The organism is Marinobacterium sp. xm-a-152 (genome assembly GCF_013282965.1).
GTDB lineage: Bacteria > Pseudomonadota > Gammaproteobacteria > Pseudomonadales > Balneatricaceae > Marinobacterium_E.
Genome location: NZ_WBYI01000002.1, coordinates 41,736 through 57,861 on the forward strand (window position 1 = coordinate 41,736; position 16,126 = coordinate 57,861).

At 49.9% G+C, this 16,126-nt stretch carries 14 protein-coding genes; 9 read left to right on the forward strand and 5 right to left on the reverse strand.

What is annotated here, in order from left to right:
* Entirely contained in the window at positions 1-594 is a 594-nt protein-coding gene (locus tag XMA152_RS01785) for a 5-formyltetrahydrofolate cyclo-ligase (protein ID WP_173482545.1), read from the forward strand.
* A 197-nt stretch (positions 595-791) separates the two neighbouring features.
* Here the strand turns inward: XMA152_RS01785 and XMA152_RS01790 are convergent, their stop codons facing one another.
* The gene (locus XMA152_RS01790) at positions 792-1,709 is read right to left on the reverse strand and encodes an AEC family transporter (RefSeq protein ID WP_173482546.1); all 918 of its coding nucleotides are present in this window, start codon (positions 1,707-1,709) and stop codon (positions 792-794) included.
* Between the two features lie 93 nt (positions 1,710-1,802).
* Between XMA152_RS01790 and XMA152_RS01795 the strand changes: the two genes are divergently transcribed.
* Complete coding sequence (locus tag XMA152_RS01795) at positions 1,803-2,315, forward strand: glycine cleavage system protein R (RefSeq protein WP_173482547.1); 513 nt, start codon at positions 1,803-1,805, stop codon at positions 2,313-2,315.
* Positions 2,316-2,376: 61 nt separating this feature from the next.
* Here the strand turns inward: XMA152_RS01795 and argH are convergent, their stop codons facing one another.
* The gene (gene argH / locus XMA152_RS01800) at positions 2,377-3,774 is read right to left on the reverse strand and encodes an argininosuccinate lyase (RefSeq protein WP_173481769.1); all 1,398 of its coding nucleotides are present in this window, start codon (positions 3,772-3,774) and stop codon (positions 2,377-2,379) included.
* Positions 3,775-3,939: 165 nt separating this feature from the next.
* Between argH and hemC the strand changes: the two genes are divergently transcribed.
* The 6 genes from hemC to folD all read left to right on the forward strand — a co-directional run bounded on the left by hemC (position 3,940) and on the right by folD (position 9,502).
* Positions 3,940-4,872, forward strand: coding sequence for a hydroxymethylbilane synthase (gene hemC, locus XMA152_RS01805; protein WP_173481768.1), 933 nt, complete (start codon positions 3,940-3,942; stop codon positions 4,870-4,872).
* A complete protein-coding gene (locus tag XMA152_RS01810; protein WP_173481767.1) occupies positions 4,856-5,620 on the forward strand; it encodes a uroporphyrinogen-III synthase in 765 nt (254 codons plus the stop codon). Before hemC ends, XMA152_RS01810 begins: the two co-directional genes overlap by 17 nt.
* A gap of 12 nt (positions 5,621-5,632) precedes the next feature.
* The gene (locus tag XMA152_RS01815; RefSeq protein ID WP_173482548.1) at positions 5,633-6,832 is read left to right on the forward strand and encodes a uroporphyrinogen-III C-methyltransferase; all 1,200 of its coding nucleotides are present in this window, start codon (positions 5,633-5,635) and stop codon (positions 6,830-6,832) included.
* Entirely contained in the window at positions 6,832-8,061 is a 1,230-nt protein-coding gene (locus XMA152_RS01820) for a heme biosynthesis HemY N-terminal domain-containing protein (RefSeq protein ID WP_173481765.1), read from the forward strand. The genes XMA152_RS01815 and XMA152_RS01820 overlap by 1 nt, the downstream gene beginning before the upstream one ends.
* 10 nt (positions 8,062-8,071) lie before the next feature.
* A complete protein-coding gene (locus XMA152_RS01825; RefSeq protein ID WP_173481764.1) occupies positions 8,072-8,572 on the forward strand; it encodes a TIGR00645 family protein in 501 nt (166 codons plus the stop codon).
* Positions 8,573-8,653: 81 nt separating this feature from the next.
* Positions 8,654-9,502 carry a bifunctional methylenetetrahydrofolate dehydrogenase/methenyltetrahydrofolate cyclohydrolase FolD gene (folD, locus tag XMA152_RS01830; RefSeq protein WP_173482549.1) on the forward strand — a complete coding sequence of 283 codons (849 nt, stop codon included), beginning with the start codon at positions 8,654-8,656 and terminating at the stop codon, positions 9,500-9,502.
* Between the two features lie 383 nt (positions 9,503-9,885).
* Here folD and XMA152_RS01835 read toward each other — a convergent pair whose 3' ends face one another.
* Together XMA152_RS01835 and XMA152_RS01840 are read right to left on the reverse strand one after the other, a co-directional pair.
* Complete coding sequence (locus tag XMA152_RS01835; protein ID WP_173480189.1) at positions 9,886-12,939, reverse strand: efflux RND transporter permease subunit; 3,054 nt, start codon at positions 12,937-12,939, stop codon at positions 9,886-9,888.
* On the reverse strand, positions 12,936-13,979 hold the full coding sequence (locus XMA152_RS01840) for an efflux RND transporter periplasmic adaptor subunit (RefSeq protein WP_173480188.1): 1,044 nt from the start codon (positions 13,977-13,979) through the stop codon (positions 12,936-12,938). Before XMA152_RS01840 ends, XMA152_RS01835 begins: the two co-directional genes overlap by 4 nt.
* 67 nt (positions 13,980-14,046) lie before the next feature.
* Here XMA152_RS01840 and XMA152_RS01845 point away from each other — a divergent pair, with 67 nt between their 5' ends.
* A complete protein-coding gene (locus XMA152_RS01845) occupies positions 14,047-14,673 on the forward strand; it encodes a TetR/AcrR family transcriptional regulator (protein WP_173482550.1) in 627 nt (208 codons plus the stop codon).
* A gap of 150 nt (positions 14,674-14,823) precedes the next feature.
* On the opposite strand, the gene XMA152_RS01850 is transcribed toward XMA152_RS01845, so the two are convergent.
* Complete coding sequence (locus tag XMA152_RS01850; RefSeq protein WP_173482551.1) at positions 14,824-16,113, reverse strand: ISL3-like element ISPpu12 family transposase; 1,290 nt, start codon at positions 16,111-16,113, stop codon at positions 14,824-14,826.
* Positions 16,114-16,126 lie beyond the last annotated feature (13 nt).

Sequence of the window (16,126 nt, forward strand, 5' to 3'; positions counted from 1 at the left end):
ATGCTCAGTATCGAAGATAGAAAAACCATTCGTCTTGAGAAACGTCGAGCACGTCGTGCGCTCTCCAGTAAACAGCAGAAGCGTGCTGCACTCTCATTAGTTCACCAACTAAGAAAAGCCCCCTACTTTCATCGCGCTAAACGCATTGCCGTTTACCTAGCTAACGATGGTGAAATCGATCTTCAACCGCTCATCAAGTTGTGTTGGAAACTTAAGAAATCGGTCTACCTGCCGGTACTGCATCCGGTTCGACACAATCGACTCTGGTTTACTCAATATCAACCCAACACCTCAATGAACCAAAATCGCTACAAGATTTGGGAGCCAAAATTAAAGCGCTCACACTCTCCTGCCTGGGCAGTGGATCTAGTACTGATGCCGCTGGTTGCATTTGATCAGCAAGGTGGACGCATGGGCATGGGGGGCGGTTACTACGATCGAACCTTCGAATTCACACAGAAAAAAGGGTTCATGCACGGCCCTAAACTCATTGGCGTGGCACACGACCTGCAAAAGGTTGAGAAGCTACCGATACAACCTTGGGACGTTCCAATGCACGGCATTGCGACTGACAAGGGACGCTATATTGCTTAAAGAGTGAGATTAGATCGATTGGATCAACCCGGTCACTGCAACTCCGGTTACTAAGGTAACCGTGAGTAGCAGTAATAGGTCTGGAGATTGTTTCATTTTCATATTTTGAACTGAAACTAGGAGGCTTATTAAGTAAGACCTCAGCATCAGAAAAAAGTTCAAAATAAGTTCAAAAAAATTTCAAAATTAATATCAATTCACAAAATCAGGCTCGGCAAGGATAGCGCCACCGGCAATGTCAGCATCGATAACAGAGTCTGTGCAGAGAGAATATTTGCAACTAAGGGTGCATCTCCATTCAGCTGTTTTGCAAGAATATAGGCCGCTGAAGCCGTTGGTACCGACGCAAACACCATAAAAATCAGCAGCGACTCTGATGAGAGTTGAAGCATCGCACCAACCGCCACTGCCAGTAGAGGCATAACGATTAATCGAGCAGCAACGCCCATCATCAGCGGTAACCCTGAAGATCGCATCGCCTTTAAATTGATCCCCGCACCCACCGCCAACAGACCTAGCGGTAAGGCAACCTGAGCCAACAGTTCCAACACCGGTGTAACAAGAGAAGGTATGCCCAACTTAGAGAGGTTCAGCGCCAAACCCAGCAGACAGGCAAGAATCAGGGGATTACTCAGTATCTGTTTCAACACAGTTAAAACAGAGGGGCGTTTATCGCTGTAGAGGGCAAACACCAACACACAGAGTAGATTGAGCAGAGGGATCATGACGGAGGCGATGATCGCCGCAATCACTAACCCCTTACCGGGAATCAGGCTCGCAGCAATAGCCAGTGTGATGTAGGTGTTAAAACGCAGTCCGCCTTGGTAAACCGAAGTAAACGAAGCCGCACTGAATCTGAAAAGCCTCTGCAATGCGAGTAAAAACAGCGAGCCTAGCGCTAAAAGTAGCAGCACCGCTTCAATCAACACCAGAGATTCACTGCCATTAAAGTCAGCCGCGGCCAGCCGTGTCACTAGCAGAGCCGGGAAGCAGAGATAGTAGATAATCTTCTCTGCGCCGTTCCAAAAGTTGTGATCAACGAACTGGATCCGATTGATCAACACACCTAACAACAGAAGTGCGAAGACAGGCCAGAGGGCCGCAAAAATATCCATCAGTTATGCACTCTTGCCAAACAAAGTGCTAGTCTTTGAGTCAAACCTAGTAACGATCATGCTTTAGAGCATCCTATCTGTGGAGCGACAACAATGAAATCTTTAGTGCTCAGCTTTATTGCTGATGATAAACCAGGATTGGTAAACCTTATCTCTGCAGCCATCTCAGAGCACCAAGGCAACTGGTCTGAATCCAGTCTATCGCAACTGGCGGGTAAATTCGCGGGCGTTGTAGTGGCTGATGTACCTGCCGCAAACTTGGACGGTTTAACTCGCGCATTAGATGACCTAAAAGAGCAAGGCATTCGCGTCTCTTGTGAAGTCAGCAACAGTCAAGAGAGTGCAACCGAGTATGAAACCGTGACGCTTGATCTGGTTGGACATGACAAACAGGGTATCGTTCGTGACATCTCTAATACCTTGTCGCTACTGGGCGTCAACGTCGCCAGTTTAGAAACCGAACTGACACCCGGCTCAATGTCATCTGAGCTGTTGTTTAAAGCCAAAGGTGAACTGCAAGTACCGAAAAGTGTTGATTTAGACAGCGTACAAGCAGCTCTTGAGGAGATCGCATCCGATCTGATGGTCGACATCACCTTTGCATAACGAGCCCCTAAAACCAAAAAACTGCCCGTTGGCAGTTTTTTTTGCTTAGGATAGCCGAATATTACTCAGCGCGTTGCGCCAACTCGTTTCGACCCGCCGCAACCGCCAATCGAACTTGGTTAGGTGCCGTACCGCCAATATGGTCACGAGCGGCCACCGAGCCCTCGAGGGTTAGCACTTCGAAGACATCTTCATGAATCTGATCTGAGAACTGACGTAGCTCTTCAAGAGTCATATCGGATAGATCTTTGCCTGTTTTAATACCATAAGCCACCGACAGCCCAACGATTTCATGGGCATCACGAAAGGCAACACCTGCACGCACTAGGTAGTCAGCCAAGTCCGTTGCGGTAGAGAAACCACGGCGAGCCGCTTCGCGCATCTCTTCAGGACGAGCCTCAATCGCAGGCACCATATCACCAAACGCGCGCAGACAGCCTTGAACCGTATCGACAGCATCAAACAAAGGCTCTTTATCCTCTTGGTTGTCTTTGTTGTACGCCAGCGGTTGTGACTTCATCAACGTCAGCAACGACATCAGATGTCCGTAAACACGGCCCGATTTACCACGTACCAGCTCAGGCACGTCTGGGTTCTTCTTCTGTGGCATGATTGAAGAGCCGGTGCAGAAGCGATCTGGAAGATTGATAAAGTTGAACTGTGCAGAGGTCCAAAGCACCAACTCTTCTGACATACGAGTCATGTGCATCAGCAACACGCTTGAAGCAGCACAGAATTCAATCGCGAAATCACGATCTGACACAGCATCTAATGAGTTGCGAGCTGGCATCGTAAAATCTAGAAGCTCTGCAGTGTAGTGACGATCGATTGGGTAGGTCGTACCGGCCAAAGCCGCGGCACCGAGTGGCATCACATTGACACGCTTACGACAATCCGCAAAACGCTCGTAATCACGACAAAGCATCTCGTACCAGGCCAACAGGTGGTGACCAAAGGTAACAGGTTGTGCCGTTTGCAGGTGAGTGAAGCCAGGCATGATTGTGTCAGCATTGCGCTCAGCCAGATCCAAAAGACCCGCTTGCAGACGCGTGATTTCAGACAGTATCTGGTCAATCTCATCACGCATGTAGAGGCGGATATCGGTCGCTACTTGGTCGTTACGCGAACGTCCGGTATGCAGCTTTTTACCGGTAATGCCAATCTTCTTAGTCAGTGCCGCTTCAATGTTCATGTGCACATCTTCCAGTGCAACAGACCATTCGAACTCACCACGTTCAATCTCAATGCGAATCTCACCCAGACCTTTAATGATTGCATCGCGCTCATCTTCAGTCAGAACACCCACTTTGGTCAGCATGCGTGCATGCGCAATAGAGCCCTGAATGTCTTGGCGATAGAGACGCTGATCAAAATCAACAGAGGCTGTGAATCGAGCCACAAACGCATCGGTTGCCTCACTAAAACGACCACCCCACTGCTGGTTCGTTTGATCACTCATCTCATTTACCTCTCTTGAAACTGTCTCGGTGGATGACACCGCATAAAATAGTGGCGCGATTATAGCACTCTCAGCCGATCTAATAACCCGTCCGGACGCTCAATTTAGTAGAGACATCTGATACACTTAGAAAATTCGAAAAAAAGATCTCTATTTGGAAGTTTCATGTCACGCACACTCCGCATTGCGACTCGCCAAAGCTTACTCGCTTTATGGCAAGCAGAATTCGTAAAAGCCCGTCTTGAAGAGCTACATTCCGATCTTAACGTTGAGCTAGTTACTATGGTGACCCGCGGCGATAAGATTTTGGATACCCCTCTCGCTAAAATCGGTGGTAAAGGCCTGTTTGTTAAAGAGTTAGAAGTCTCCATGCTGGAAGGGCGTGCCGATATCGCCGTGCATTCTATGAAAGATGTACCGATGGAGTTTCCAGAAGGTCTAGGATTGTCTGTCATCTGTGAGCGCGAAACACCCACCGATGCGTTTGTCAGCAACACTTACAACCATTTTGATGAACTGCCGCAGGGGGCTGTGGTGGGTACCTCATCGCTTCGTCGCGAGGTGCAACTGCGTGAACGCCGTCCTGATTTAGAGATCAAAACCTTGCGTGGCAATGTTCAAACCCGCCTTGGAAAACTCGATGCCGGTGAATATGACGCCATTATCCTAGCATCAGCCGGACTGATTCGCCTTGAGCTGAAAGATCGCATTAAACATCAAATCGACTCTACCGAGAGTCTTCCCGCCGGTGGCCAAGGCGCAGTCGGCATCGAGTGTCGAATGGATGATCTAGAGACTCAGGCTCTGTTAGCACCACTGAACCACGACGAAACGGCTGCTCGTGTTATTGCCGAACGCGCCATGAACAAACGCCTTGAGGGCGGCTGTCAGGTTCCAATCGGTTGCTATGCCGAACTGGAAGGCGATCAACTCTGGTTACGCGGCCTAGTCGGTCGCCCTGATGGCACACTGGTATTGCGCGATGAGATTCGCGGTCACAAAGAGAGTGCCGAAGCCTTGGGAATTGAGTTAGCTGAAAAGCTCCTTGCAGCAGGTGCCGGTGAGATTCTAGAGCAGGTGTATGCCGAGCGCGGCTAAACCCAGCGTACTAACCACGCGCCCGGCAGCCATGCAGGGCGCGCTAACGTCTGCCCTGAAAGAGAGAGGCTTTACGCCTATTCCACTGCCGCTTCTAGAGATCATTCCTGAAGATCTAGAGAACCCATCCACCCCTGGTCTGCAAAGCAAACTACTGGATCTCGACCTCTATCAACACGTCATCGTTGTCAGCCGAAATGCGGCCAGAATTGCCATTGACCTACTCGATCAACTCTGGCCTCAACTGCCTATTGGGGTGCAGTGGCACGCCATCGGCAAAGGGACGTCTGATGAACTGGCCAGTTATGAGATTCATGCCGCCACTAATGAAGGACTCGATTCAGAAGCCCTGTTAACACTGCCTGCATTTGCCCAACCTTTAGGAGAACGAATCCTAATATTCAAAGGCGTAGGCGGTAGAACACTCCTAGAAGAGACCTTAGCCGAGCGTGGTGCAAAGGTCGAAACGATCAGTCTCTATCAACGTCAAATGCCTGAATACAGTGACGCTGAACTTTCAGAATGTTTTAAACAGGCACCAGGCGCTATACTCATTAGTAGTGGCGAAGCGTTAGAGCATTTAGCGAAGCTTGCCGATGAGTGGGGCATGTTTGCCGATACACCCATTTTTGTTCCCAGTCAGCGTGTTGCCGATCTGGGAAATACCTTAGGTTTTACCGATATCACAGTCGCAGACGGTGCTGATGACAGTGCCATGATCGCGGCCTTAGAGCAGCGATTTCAATAAAGGAATAGAGCGATGAGTCACTCCGATAAAGAGAATCAAATCGATCAAGTAGAAGATGCCGAGATTCTCGAAGCTGAAGTTGTAGAGTCAAAGGTAGAAGAGACGGCCAGCGATCAGGCTGAAGATAGCTCCGAATTGAAAGAGACCTCAGATGTAAAAGAGACTGGCCCAGCCAAAAAAAGCGCGTCAGCAATCCTAGCTACGATCATCAGTCTGGTTGCTCTTGGGGCGGTGGGTGCTGGCGGTTACCTGGCCCAGCAAAAACTCACCCAACTCGAAGAGCGCTTTAATCAGCGCAGTGCCGCTCAACAGCTGGAAGCCACTGCAGCGGTCAATGATGCCAATGCAGCAGTTGCCGAGCTGACTGAGAGCTTCCAACAGATCCAAGCAGAAAAAGTGGCACAAACGGCCGAAATCGCCACTCTACAAGAACGCCTAAGTGATGCCATCAAACAGGTCGAAGCCGGTCGTGAACGATCAGAGAGTGACTGGCGCCTAGCTGAGGCTGAGTATCTATTACGCTTAGCGAACCAACGCATCTTGATGGAGAACCGCGCCGAAGGTGCACTGGCCCTCTTGCGCAGTACCGACACCATTCTTAAAGAGCTGGATGATGTCAGCCTATACCCACTGCGCCAAAGCCTTGCCAGTGATATCTCGAAACTCGAATCAGTACCCAATTTGGACATAGAAGGTACCTACCTTCGAGTTGCAGCACTGATTGAGCGTAGTAAAGACTTACCCACACTCACCTTAGAGCAACAACGCCAACTGCCTGAGCTGATCGACAATGTTATTACTGAACAGGTTGATGCCGAGACACAGCAGAACATCACCAGCGGTTTTGCCAAAGCGATCAGCAAACTTGAGTCACTGATCGTTATTCAACGACACGATCAACCAGTAGAGCCGATCCTATCACCGGATCAAGGTCACTACCTTCGCCAAAATATCCAGATGTTGTTAGAACAGGCGCAACTGGCGCTATTACGTCAACAGCAGTCTATATTCACAACCAGCTTGTCACGCGCGCAGTCTCTGTTGATGCAGTACTTTGATAAGGATAACTACACAACCAGTGTTCTAATCCAATCCCTAGCGGAACTGACAACCTTGAATGTGTCGCCAACGATTCCGGACATCTCGGGATCATTGAAGGCTCTGCAGCAGCATCAAAAAGAGATGGCTAACCTGCGCAGGGAGGCAGAGTAATGAGACGCTTTTTAATCCTACTCTCACTCCTGCTATTAGTAGGTGCTTGGGTCGGGCAGGCCATGATGAAAGACAGTGGATATGTCTTGATTGCCTACCAACAGGTCTCCATTGAGACCAGTCTGTGGGTGCTTCTGATCGCGGTGGTTCTGCTGTTCACATTGACCCACTGGCTATTCAATCTATTCTCGAATTGGCGCTCACCTGCCGAGAAGCTCCGCCGCTGGAGCGAAGCGCGCGGTGATAGAAAAGCCGGCACAAAATCCAATCAAGCGCTGGAAGCGGAACTGGATGGTGACCTATGGAAAGCTCGCCGCCTGTTTATCCAAGCTGCAGAACTCAGTCGAACTCCTGCCCTATTCTATTTAGAAGCGGCTCGATGCGCGGCAGAGCAAGGGGATGAAAAAGAGGCGCACCGCATTCTTATCAAAGCGGCTAAAGAGTCACCTGAGTCAGAGTTACGCCTTCAACTCGAGCAGGTACGTTTTGACGTTAAATCAGGTCACCATGAGAGGGCTGGCGAACTGCTCAGCAGACTTGCAAAAGAGCGCTCAAACTCAACCGCTGTAGATCGTGAAAAAGCGGCGTTGCTGAGTGCGAAACGCGATTGGAACGCGCTACTGCCAATGCTACCGAGCCTGCAAAAGCGCAAGGTTTTAAACAGCAGCGACATACAAACTTTAAGACGCACAGCCGCTCTCTCTAAATTGAACAATCTAGAAGAGACGTCTCGTACTGCGCTAGATCAGTGTTGGGAAGATCTGAGTTACGAAGCACAACAAGATCCAGAAGTTCGCCGCGCTTACATTGGCCAGCTAACCGCCCTAAACGAAACAGCAGATGCCTGCTCGCAGATCATTAAGTGGTTAGCTAAACACTGGGATAACGATCTAGCGGTTCGCTTCAGCGAACTGCCCTGTGATGATCCAGATTCCATGATCAAAACGGCTAAAGGCTGGTTAAAACAGCAGCCTGACAATGCGGCGGTAGAACTGGTTCTGGCACGTCTATCTCGTCGCGCTCAGTTATGGGGAGCCGCGTTAACGCACTACAGAAAATCACTCGAACTCAACCATCAGGCACAGACGTTGATCGAACTAACCGAGCTCTACCTACAGCTGGGTGAACAGCGCGAAGCGGCTCAACTGTTGAGTTCCAAGAACGCACCGCTTCAACTGCCAACTCCGTCGGAAGCGGATCGCACGACACGACACCATTTAACTCATTAAGGATTGCACCGTGGCTGAACGTTTTATTGAGCGCTTGATGTATTCAACTCGCTGGATTTTAGCGCCCATTTACTTAGGACTTAGCTTAGCCCTGGTCGCATTGGCCATTAAGTTTTTCCAAGAAGTGATACACGTCCTGACCGATGTGACGGTTCTACCAGAGGCTGATCTCATTTTGATCATTCTCTCTCTTATTGATATCGCGTTAGTCTCGGGATTGATCGTCATGGTCATGTTTACCAGCTATGAAAACTTTGTCTCGCGCCTCGATATTCGTGAATCGACAGAAAAGCTCGAATGGCTTGGCACACTCGATACCAACTCTCTGAAGAACAAAGTCGCCGCCTCCATTGTTGCCATCTCTTCAATCCACTTACTTAAGGTCTTTATGAATGCGAGCAACATCGATAACGATAAACTGCTCTGGTACGTTGTCATTCATCTAACCTTTGTTATCTCAGCAGTGGCAATGGGCATGCTTGATAAGATCACCCGCAAAAGCCCTAAATGAGAGAGCTGATCGAGCAAAATTCGATCAGTAGTGATAGAATCCGCACAATTCAATTAGCTAGACCCCAACCACAGGAAAACCATGACCACACTGATTCTTGATGGCAGCGCCGTTGCTAAAAAAACCGAAGCTGAACTCGCTACACGCGTTGAAAACCTTAAAGCGAAAAGCGGCGGTCAAACGCCTGCATTAGCCACTATTTTGGTAGGCGCTGACCCAGCGTCAGCAACCTACGTGCGCATGAAGCAGAATGCCTGCAAACGTATCGGCATGGAATCAATCACGGTTGAGATGGGTGCAGAGACCTCCACCGAAGAGCTGTTAGAGAAAATCCAAGAGCTGAACAGTAATCCAAACTGTCACGGCATCCTGCTGCAGCACCCAGTTCCAGAACAGATTGATGAGCGTGCCTGTTTCGATGCCATCGCGCTAGAGAAAGACGTAGACGGTGTCACCTGTCTTGGCTTTGGTCGCATGGCGATGCAAGAAGAGGCATACGGCTCCGCAACTCCACAAGGCATTATGCGTCTTCTAGACGCTTATGACATTCCGCTTTCAGGCAAGAACGCTGTCGTAGTTGGTCGCAGCCCTATTCTAGGCAAGCCGATGGGTATGATGCTGTTAAACGCAGATGCGACTGTGACCATCTGTCACTCACGCACCCAAGGACTAGCCGACATCATCAAACAGGCTGATATCGTTGTTGGTGCGGTTGGCCGCCCAGAATTCATTAAAGCAGAGTGGATCAAAGATGGTGCCATCGTTGTCGATGCTGGCTACCACCCAGGCGGTGTAGGTGATATCGAACTGGCACCACTAGAAGGTCGTGTTGCTGCTTTGACTCCAGTACCTGGTGGCGTTGGCCCTATGACCATCAACACACTGATCTTCCAGTGTGTCGCAGCAGGTGAGAAGAAGATCTCCAGCTAGAGCTTAACGCCAACTCATAGCATTTATTAACCAACGAAAACAAGGAGAGCAATAGCTCTCCTTTTTGTTACTTATCGGCACCACGCAGACGGCTGCTCACGACCCTTCTCTGCCATTTCCGGGATTACCATAAATGGCTAGTTTTGGCCCTTTCCGGACCTTCAATTTATTCAATCAAAGAGGCTTTGAATGACAAAATTTTGAGAAAGGTGGACTCCCACATTTTATGGCTGATACGTTATACATCTAGTTTGGTAAGTTACGAATTCCACTTTTGATTAGGCGATAGCTGTTCCTCATTTCTAATTCTTCATGAATCAACTAGGGGTAGTAGCCTGAAGTTCAATTCTGTTGACTCGTTGAATCTCTGTTTTAATCGCAGTTTAAAGCGCATCATCATATTTTGGTGCTTCAACTTTAAACCACAATGCATACATAGCTGGGACAAACAGCAGTGTTATAAATGTCCCCATCATAACCCCGCCAATTAATACATAGGCCAGAGGTCCCCAGAATAGGTCGAATGTAAGCGGGATAAAAGCGAAGATGGCCGCGAGTGCTGTCAGAATTAGGGGGCGAGCTCGTGAGACGGTTGCCTCGATGATCGCCTTGCCTGCTGCCAACCCTTCTTCTAAATTATCCTGTACCTGCTGAGTCAGGATCATGGTGTTACGCATCAAAATACCGCCTAGTCCGATCAAGCCTAACAGGGCGGTAAAGCCAAAGGGTTGGTCAAATATAAAGAGTGCAACAGCAGCACCAATTAACCCGAGCGGTGCAGTAAAAAACACCATGAAGGTTCCAGAGAACGATCGCATTTGTAGCATAATAAATATCAGCATTAATGCGAGCATCAGCGGTTGCAGCTTCTGGATAGACTGATCGGCTTTGCCGGATTGCTCTACTGATCCCCCAATATCAATTCGATAGCCGGCCGGCAAATCATCTCTAATCTGCTGCATCGTATCCCAAATTGCTTTAGTGACATCAGGCGGCTGCGCCCCCTCGACATCGGCATGCACGGCTAGAAAGGGTTCGCGATTGTAGCGTTTGATAACAGGTTCTTCGTATTGAATGGTGAGTTTGCCCAACTGCCTAACCGGAATTTTCTTTCCATCCTGAGTCTTGATTTCTAACTGTTCGGGTAAGAGTATAGTGTCGCGTGAACTACGCGCGACCACTTGAACACTTCTTATATCCTGTCGTACCTCGGCAACTTCGACTCCGTTTAGTTGAAACTGAAGTTGCTGTGACACGTCGTTAGGTGTGAGTCCCATTAATAGAAGTCGCTCTAGATCCATATCAAGATGGAAGCTTGGAGCACGCTCATCCCACTCTAGGTGCGGAATTACAGTGTGTGGGTTAGATGCGATTTTATCTCTGACTTTATAGGCAATATCGCGCAATATCTGTTGATCAGGACCTACGACACGGAAGCTGACAGGCCAGACAACCGGTGGCCCGAACAGCAGGCTTGTTACACGGATTCGAGCTTCTGGAAACTCGCCGTTGGCAATTCTCTGCTTAAGTGCGGCCATGATTCTATCTCGTCCTGCTGCATCATCACCTATTGCGATAATCTTAGCGAAGGATGGATCAGGTTGCTCAGGGTTTGCTGAAATGAAGAATCGTGGAGCTCCCGCCCCGATGTAAGAGGAGAGGCTCTTAACCTCCGGTAGCTCAGATAACGCACTCTCTAATTTTTGTACTGTAGCATCCGTTGTTTTAATTGAACTGCCTTGAGGTAGATAGACTGAAACCAATACCTCGGGTCGGTCAGAACTTGGGAAGAACTGTTTATCAACAAGTATCGCCATCACAGCTGCGCTCATAACAAGCGCTGCAACGGTAACTAGAATAACTGTCTTACGAAAGCGTACACAGTAAGTGATGATTGCCCGTAGTTTAGTGTAAATCGGGGTTTGATAGAGGCTCGCTGCATCGTGTTTCTGATAGTTAGGGAGTAACTTCACCCCGAGGTAGGGCATAAAGGTGACGGCGACGACCCAAGATATCAGCAGTGAAAATGCCAGTACCCAGAAAATGTTGCCGGCGTATTCTCCGACTCCCGATTGAGCAAAACCGATAGGGACAAAGCCAGCAGTCGTAACTAGGGTCCCAAAGAGCATAGGGGCTGCGGTAACATTCCATGCATGGCTTGCAGCACGAATTCGATCCCAGCCCTCTTCCATTTTTACGATCATCATCTCTATGGAGATAATTGCATCGTCGACTAGCAGTCCCAAGGCGATAATCAACGCACCAAGTGTGACCCTGTCGAGGTTGATATCAACCATTTTCATGATGAGGAACGTCAGACCGATAGTGATCGGTATTGCGATGCCGACAACAAGACCTGCTCGGAAGCCAATAGCGATGACAGTGACCGCCATCACCACAAGTACAGCCACTAGAAATTTTACCTGGAAAAGGTCAACAGCCTGGCTTATGGCATCCGTTTGGTTGGTGAGCACCTGTAGCGAAACACCTAAAGGAAGGTTGGAGCGCTCTTTATCGAGAAAGTTTGCGAGGCTTTCACCAAAGGCCAAGCCATTTTCACCTTTGTTCATGACCACGCCTAACAGAATCGCATCTTCGCTATTGGCCCGCACTAGATAGGTTGGCGGATCTTCATATCCACGACTCACCTCTGCGATGTCGGAGAGGCGTATCAATGCATTACCAACTCTGAGCGGTAGGTCTGCTAGCTTGTCTGGGTCGCTTAAATCAGAGTGTGTACGAAGATAGGCACGCGGCCCGTTTAGGTCCAAAGAACCCTCAGGAATGAGTGTGTTACTTGCATCGATCGCTGCAAAAATCTGTTCGGGCGTTACTCCTAGGTTATTTAAACGGTCCATATCGAAATCGATAAACACACGTTCAGGTCGATCACCAAGTATCATCGCCTTTTGAACGGCTGGGAGCTGTTGTAACCGATCCCTGATTGTCTCAGCTTCCCGACTAAGATCCCTCATAGGCATGCCGGGAGCTGTTAGAGCTATAAGGGAGAAGTACACATCGGAGAAATCATCGTTTACTATCGGCCCTATGACACCTGAGGGTAGGTTGTGCGCCTCATCCTGCATTCTTTTTCGTACTTGATAGAAAAGATCAGGCACAACTTCACTAGGTGAGAAATCCTCAAACTCTATCTGTAAGTCTGCTCGACCAGGTCTAACCGTGGTCTCGATCTTACTTAAGTATTCGACCTCTTGGATTCGCTTCTCCAAGCGGTCGACGACTTGATTTTGTAAAACCTCAGGTTCAGCTCCTGGCCATACAACGGAGACAACCATAACCCGCACTGTGAAAGCCGGATCTTCTGCGCGCCCCAAAGAGAAGAATGCAAAAACACCAGCCAGGACAGAAAGTATTATAAAAAACAGAGTAATTGAGCGTTCACGTACAGCAAGCGCTGAGAGGTTGGGGAAACTCATCGCGCCTGCTCCCTAACCGCCATTCCAGGTTCCAATAGATGGGTGCCAACGGCAATGACGCGACTTTCGCTGTTTAGTGGCGCGCGAATAGTCGCATACTCTAATTTCAATTCCAGTACTTCAACTGAGACTGGTTGAGCTGTATTGCCTACAACCTGCCAAATCTGAGGGCCCTGGTTGCGTTCATCAAGCGCGCCCAGGGGAACCTCGAAGGTGACATCTGATGTGTTACGGTTAAGCGCAACCTGCACAACAGTCCCTATGTTCAACGCCTCTGTCACGGCTTCTATTCTGTACCTAGCTTTCCAGCTTCTACTCTCTGGGTCTGCTGCACCAGCTACCTCACGTAGACGAAGCGGCAAATCTTGCTCTTGTAGCTTTAATACACCTGATTCTGGAGCTTGGTTGCCGTCGGATAGGAACACTTCGACCTCTAGATCACCATCTTCTACGAGGAGTGCCACAGGTTGCCCCACTCCAACAACCATTCCCGGTTCACCTGTAACCTCGGCTAATACACCGGATTTATCTGCACGTAGCTCAGCATAACTAAGCCCGTTTTGGGCTTGAGATAATACAGCTTTGGCGGAATCACGACGGCTTTCCGCGTTCTGTAGTGCGAGCTCAAATGCTTCTAGAGTTTGTCGGCTAACAAAGTTGCGTTCAATTAACTGGCGTTGACGGTCGAGCTCATTTTGAGCGATCGCGAGGGCGACCTGTGCAGTTTGAAGTTCCGCTTTGGCAACTTGCATAGTAGCCTCTAAGTCACGTTTATCGAGTTCAAAAAGCAGAGCGCCACTCGCTACCTTCTGACCAGCATCCACCTCTCGCTTGAGAATGCGCCCAGAAACCTGAAAAGAGACAGGAGTCTCATAATGCCCTCTAATGGTTCCCGATGCTCTGATTTCGTCGTGGTCGTCCGTCTTAACCGCCACCGTGCGTACCCAAGGTGCATCGGTCGTTGGCGTTTCAGTTGGAGTGGTGTCGCCACAGCCGACGAGAAGAAGGGCTAGTATAAGCGGCGGCAGAACCTTGCGCATATTTGCTATTCTCATTTGATTAGTATTTACTGTACGGTATCGTACATTAAGTTATTCGGAAAATAAATTGATTACCAATAGTCGAGTCGGCCGGCCTTTAGATCACTCCAAAGATACAGCGATTCTTGATGCAGCCTGCGCTCTTATGTTCGCTAAGGGGCCAGCTAAGATGTCAATGGAAGCGATAGCTCGGCAAGCAGGTGTGTCGAAAGTAACGCTTTATAAGCGCTTCGCGGACATAGAAACATTAATTGATGCCGTGATACAACAGCTGTCGCAAAGGATAAACGGCACGTTGACAGTGTCACCGAATGACTATAAAGATTGTCACCATGCTTTATCAGAGTTTGGATTATTGCTCCTTAATTTTATCGTCAGTCATGAGCACATGAATCTGATGAGAATGATGGCATCTATCTCCGAGGAGCATACGCAGATACTCCATAATATCTACAGTGGCGGAGTGATGGCCGCGCACCAAGCGTTAAGCGAATGGTTGACGCTGAAACACAAGGAAGGTTTGATCAACTGCGCGGATCCCGACTTCGGAGCAGAGATGTTTCTCAGTATGATTACTGGATTAGATATCGTGCGGGCGTTTCATCGTATACCTCCGCGTAGCGTCGAAGGGGAAACCAGATTACATGTAGAGAAGGTAGTGAGCTCTTTTTTGAAGCTCTGGCAATTGGAATAGATTCTTTGGAAGTAGCGGTATATCACAGCGATATACTATCACTGTCCAGCAGATCAGAAGACCAAGCTCAGAATTGAAAATAGCCCAATTTTGGGTATACGGATTTAATGGTTGATGGGGCACCTTCACCCCATCAATCTGATACCACCCTCAGATGGTTGATAGATCGACTCCGTAGTTGAGTTCCTCTGCGAAGTCCGGCAGTCCGTAACCGATGGTTTTCTTGTAGAAAGGAGAGACCTTCGCAGTCGGTGCCTTCTTCTTGTGCTTCGTGGTGTAGAGCATTCGTGCCCGCATCACCTCGAAGGAGTAACCGCGCCCTTCACGGTTCTTGTCCTTGGCCAGTCGGTTGATGGACTCCGTGTAAGCGTTGGTGACGGGCATGTCCGTCTCGAAGTAGGTCATGGTCTCTTCGCGCCAGTTTCCCACTGCCCTGACCAGATCGCTCCAGACTTCCTTTTGGCCCTTCGGGATGGTGGCTATCCACTCGTCCAGGGCGGCTTCTGCCTGGAGCCGTGTGGTGGCGTCCCAGATGCCGTAGAAGCGCTCCTTGTGCTCGTAGGCGGCCAGCAGTTGCGGGAACGCGCCTGTCCAGGTCTCCATGATGAGGCGCTCCCGGTCTGAGACTTCGTGAGCGCGTTTCAGCAGGATTTTCCGGTCTCCCTTGAGAGTCCGGCTCTGGGACGGTTTCAGCTCCTTTCTGAGGCCCTTGCGCACTCTCTCTAGGGCATCGTTGGCCATGCGCACCACATGGAACTTATCGACCACGATACGGGCCTGGGGCAGCACAGCCTTGACCGCTGCCCGGTAGGGGTTCCACATGTCCATGCTGACGATCTCGACCTTCTGCCGGTCTTTCAGCTTCATCAGGTAGTTGGTCACCACGTCCTGGCGGCGGGTGGCCAGCAGGTCGAGCAGGGTTCGCTCCTCAATGTTGGTCAGAATGCAGCGGTAGCGCTTGTTCAGGTATAGCTCGTCAATGCCCAGGATGCGGGGCGTCTCGAAGCGGTGCCAGCGCCCCAGGAACTCGGCGCGGGCGTTGAAGATGTCGCGCACCGTCTTCTCGTCCAGGCCGGTCTGTGCCGCCACAAAGGTGTAGGGGTGGTTGAAGGATTCCTTCTCCACGTACTCATGCAGCCGCAGTGTCATACGGAATCCGTCCACCATCTCCGGTAGCTGGGGCCTGAATGTTGTCTTGCAGGCCCGGCAGGTGTATCGGCGGCGGACCACCCAGAGAGTGACCCGCTTGCCGTGGATGGGCAGATCACGATAGGGAACGTCACGCTTGCCGAACCGTACGAGCTCACCCTGCACGCCGCATTCCTCGCAGGCGATGGGATCGGGCACGTCCACCTGGAAGTGCATTTCGTCGTCGGTTGATTTGCAGCCCAGTACTTGGTATTGCGGCAGGTGAAGGATGTTGTCGGGAAGTTCGGTCATGGTGTTGTATAGG

Bases quoted from the DNA above. Each gene is read 5' to 3' on its own strand.
- XMA152_RS01785 (WP_173482545.1), top strand. From the start codon at position 1: ATGCTCAGTATCGAAGATAGAAAAACCATTCGTCTTGAGAAACGTCGA.
- XMA152_RS01790 (WP_173482546.1), bottom strand. From the start codon at position 1,709: ATGGATATTTTTGCGGCCCTCTGGCCTGTCTTCGCACTTCTGTTGTTA.
- XMA152_RS01795 (WP_173482547.1), top strand. From the start codon at position 1,803: ATGAAATCTTTAGTGCTCAGCTTTATTGCTGATGATAAACCAGGATTG.
- argH (WP_173481769.1), bottom strand. From the start codon at position 3,774: ATGAGTGATCAAACGAACCAGCAGTGGGGTGGTCGTTTTAGTGAGGCA.
- hemC (WP_173481768.1), top strand. From the start codon at position 3,940: ATGTCACGCACACTCCGCATTGCGACTCGCCAAAGCTTACTCGCTTTA.
- XMA152_RS01810 (WP_173481767.1), top strand. From the start codon at position 4,856: ATGCCGAGCGCGGCTAAACCCAGCGTACTAACCACGCGCCCGGCAGCC.
- XMA152_RS01815 (WP_173482548.1), top strand. From the start codon at position 5,633: ATGAGTCACTCCGATAAAGAGAATCAAATCGATCAAGTAGAAGATGCC.
- XMA152_RS01820 (WP_173481765.1), top strand. From the start codon at position 6,832: ATGAGACGCTTTTTAATCCTACTCTCACTCCTGCTATTAGTAGGTGCT.
- folD (WP_173482549.1), top strand. From the start codon at position 8,654: ATGACCACACTGATTCTTGATGGCAGCGCCGTTGCTAAAAAAACCGAA.
- XMA152_RS01835 (WP_173480189.1), bottom strand. From the start codon at position 12,939: ATGAGTTTCCCCAACCTCTCAGCGCTTGCTGTACGTGAACGCTCAATT.
- XMA152_RS01840 (WP_173480188.1), bottom strand. From the start codon at position 13,979: ATGCGCAAGGTTCTGCCGCCGCTTATACTAGCCCTTCTTCTCGTCGGC.
- XMA152_RS01850 (WP_173482551.1), bottom strand. From the start codon at position 16,113: ATGACCGAACTTCCCGACAACATCCTTCACCTGCCGCAATACCAAGTA.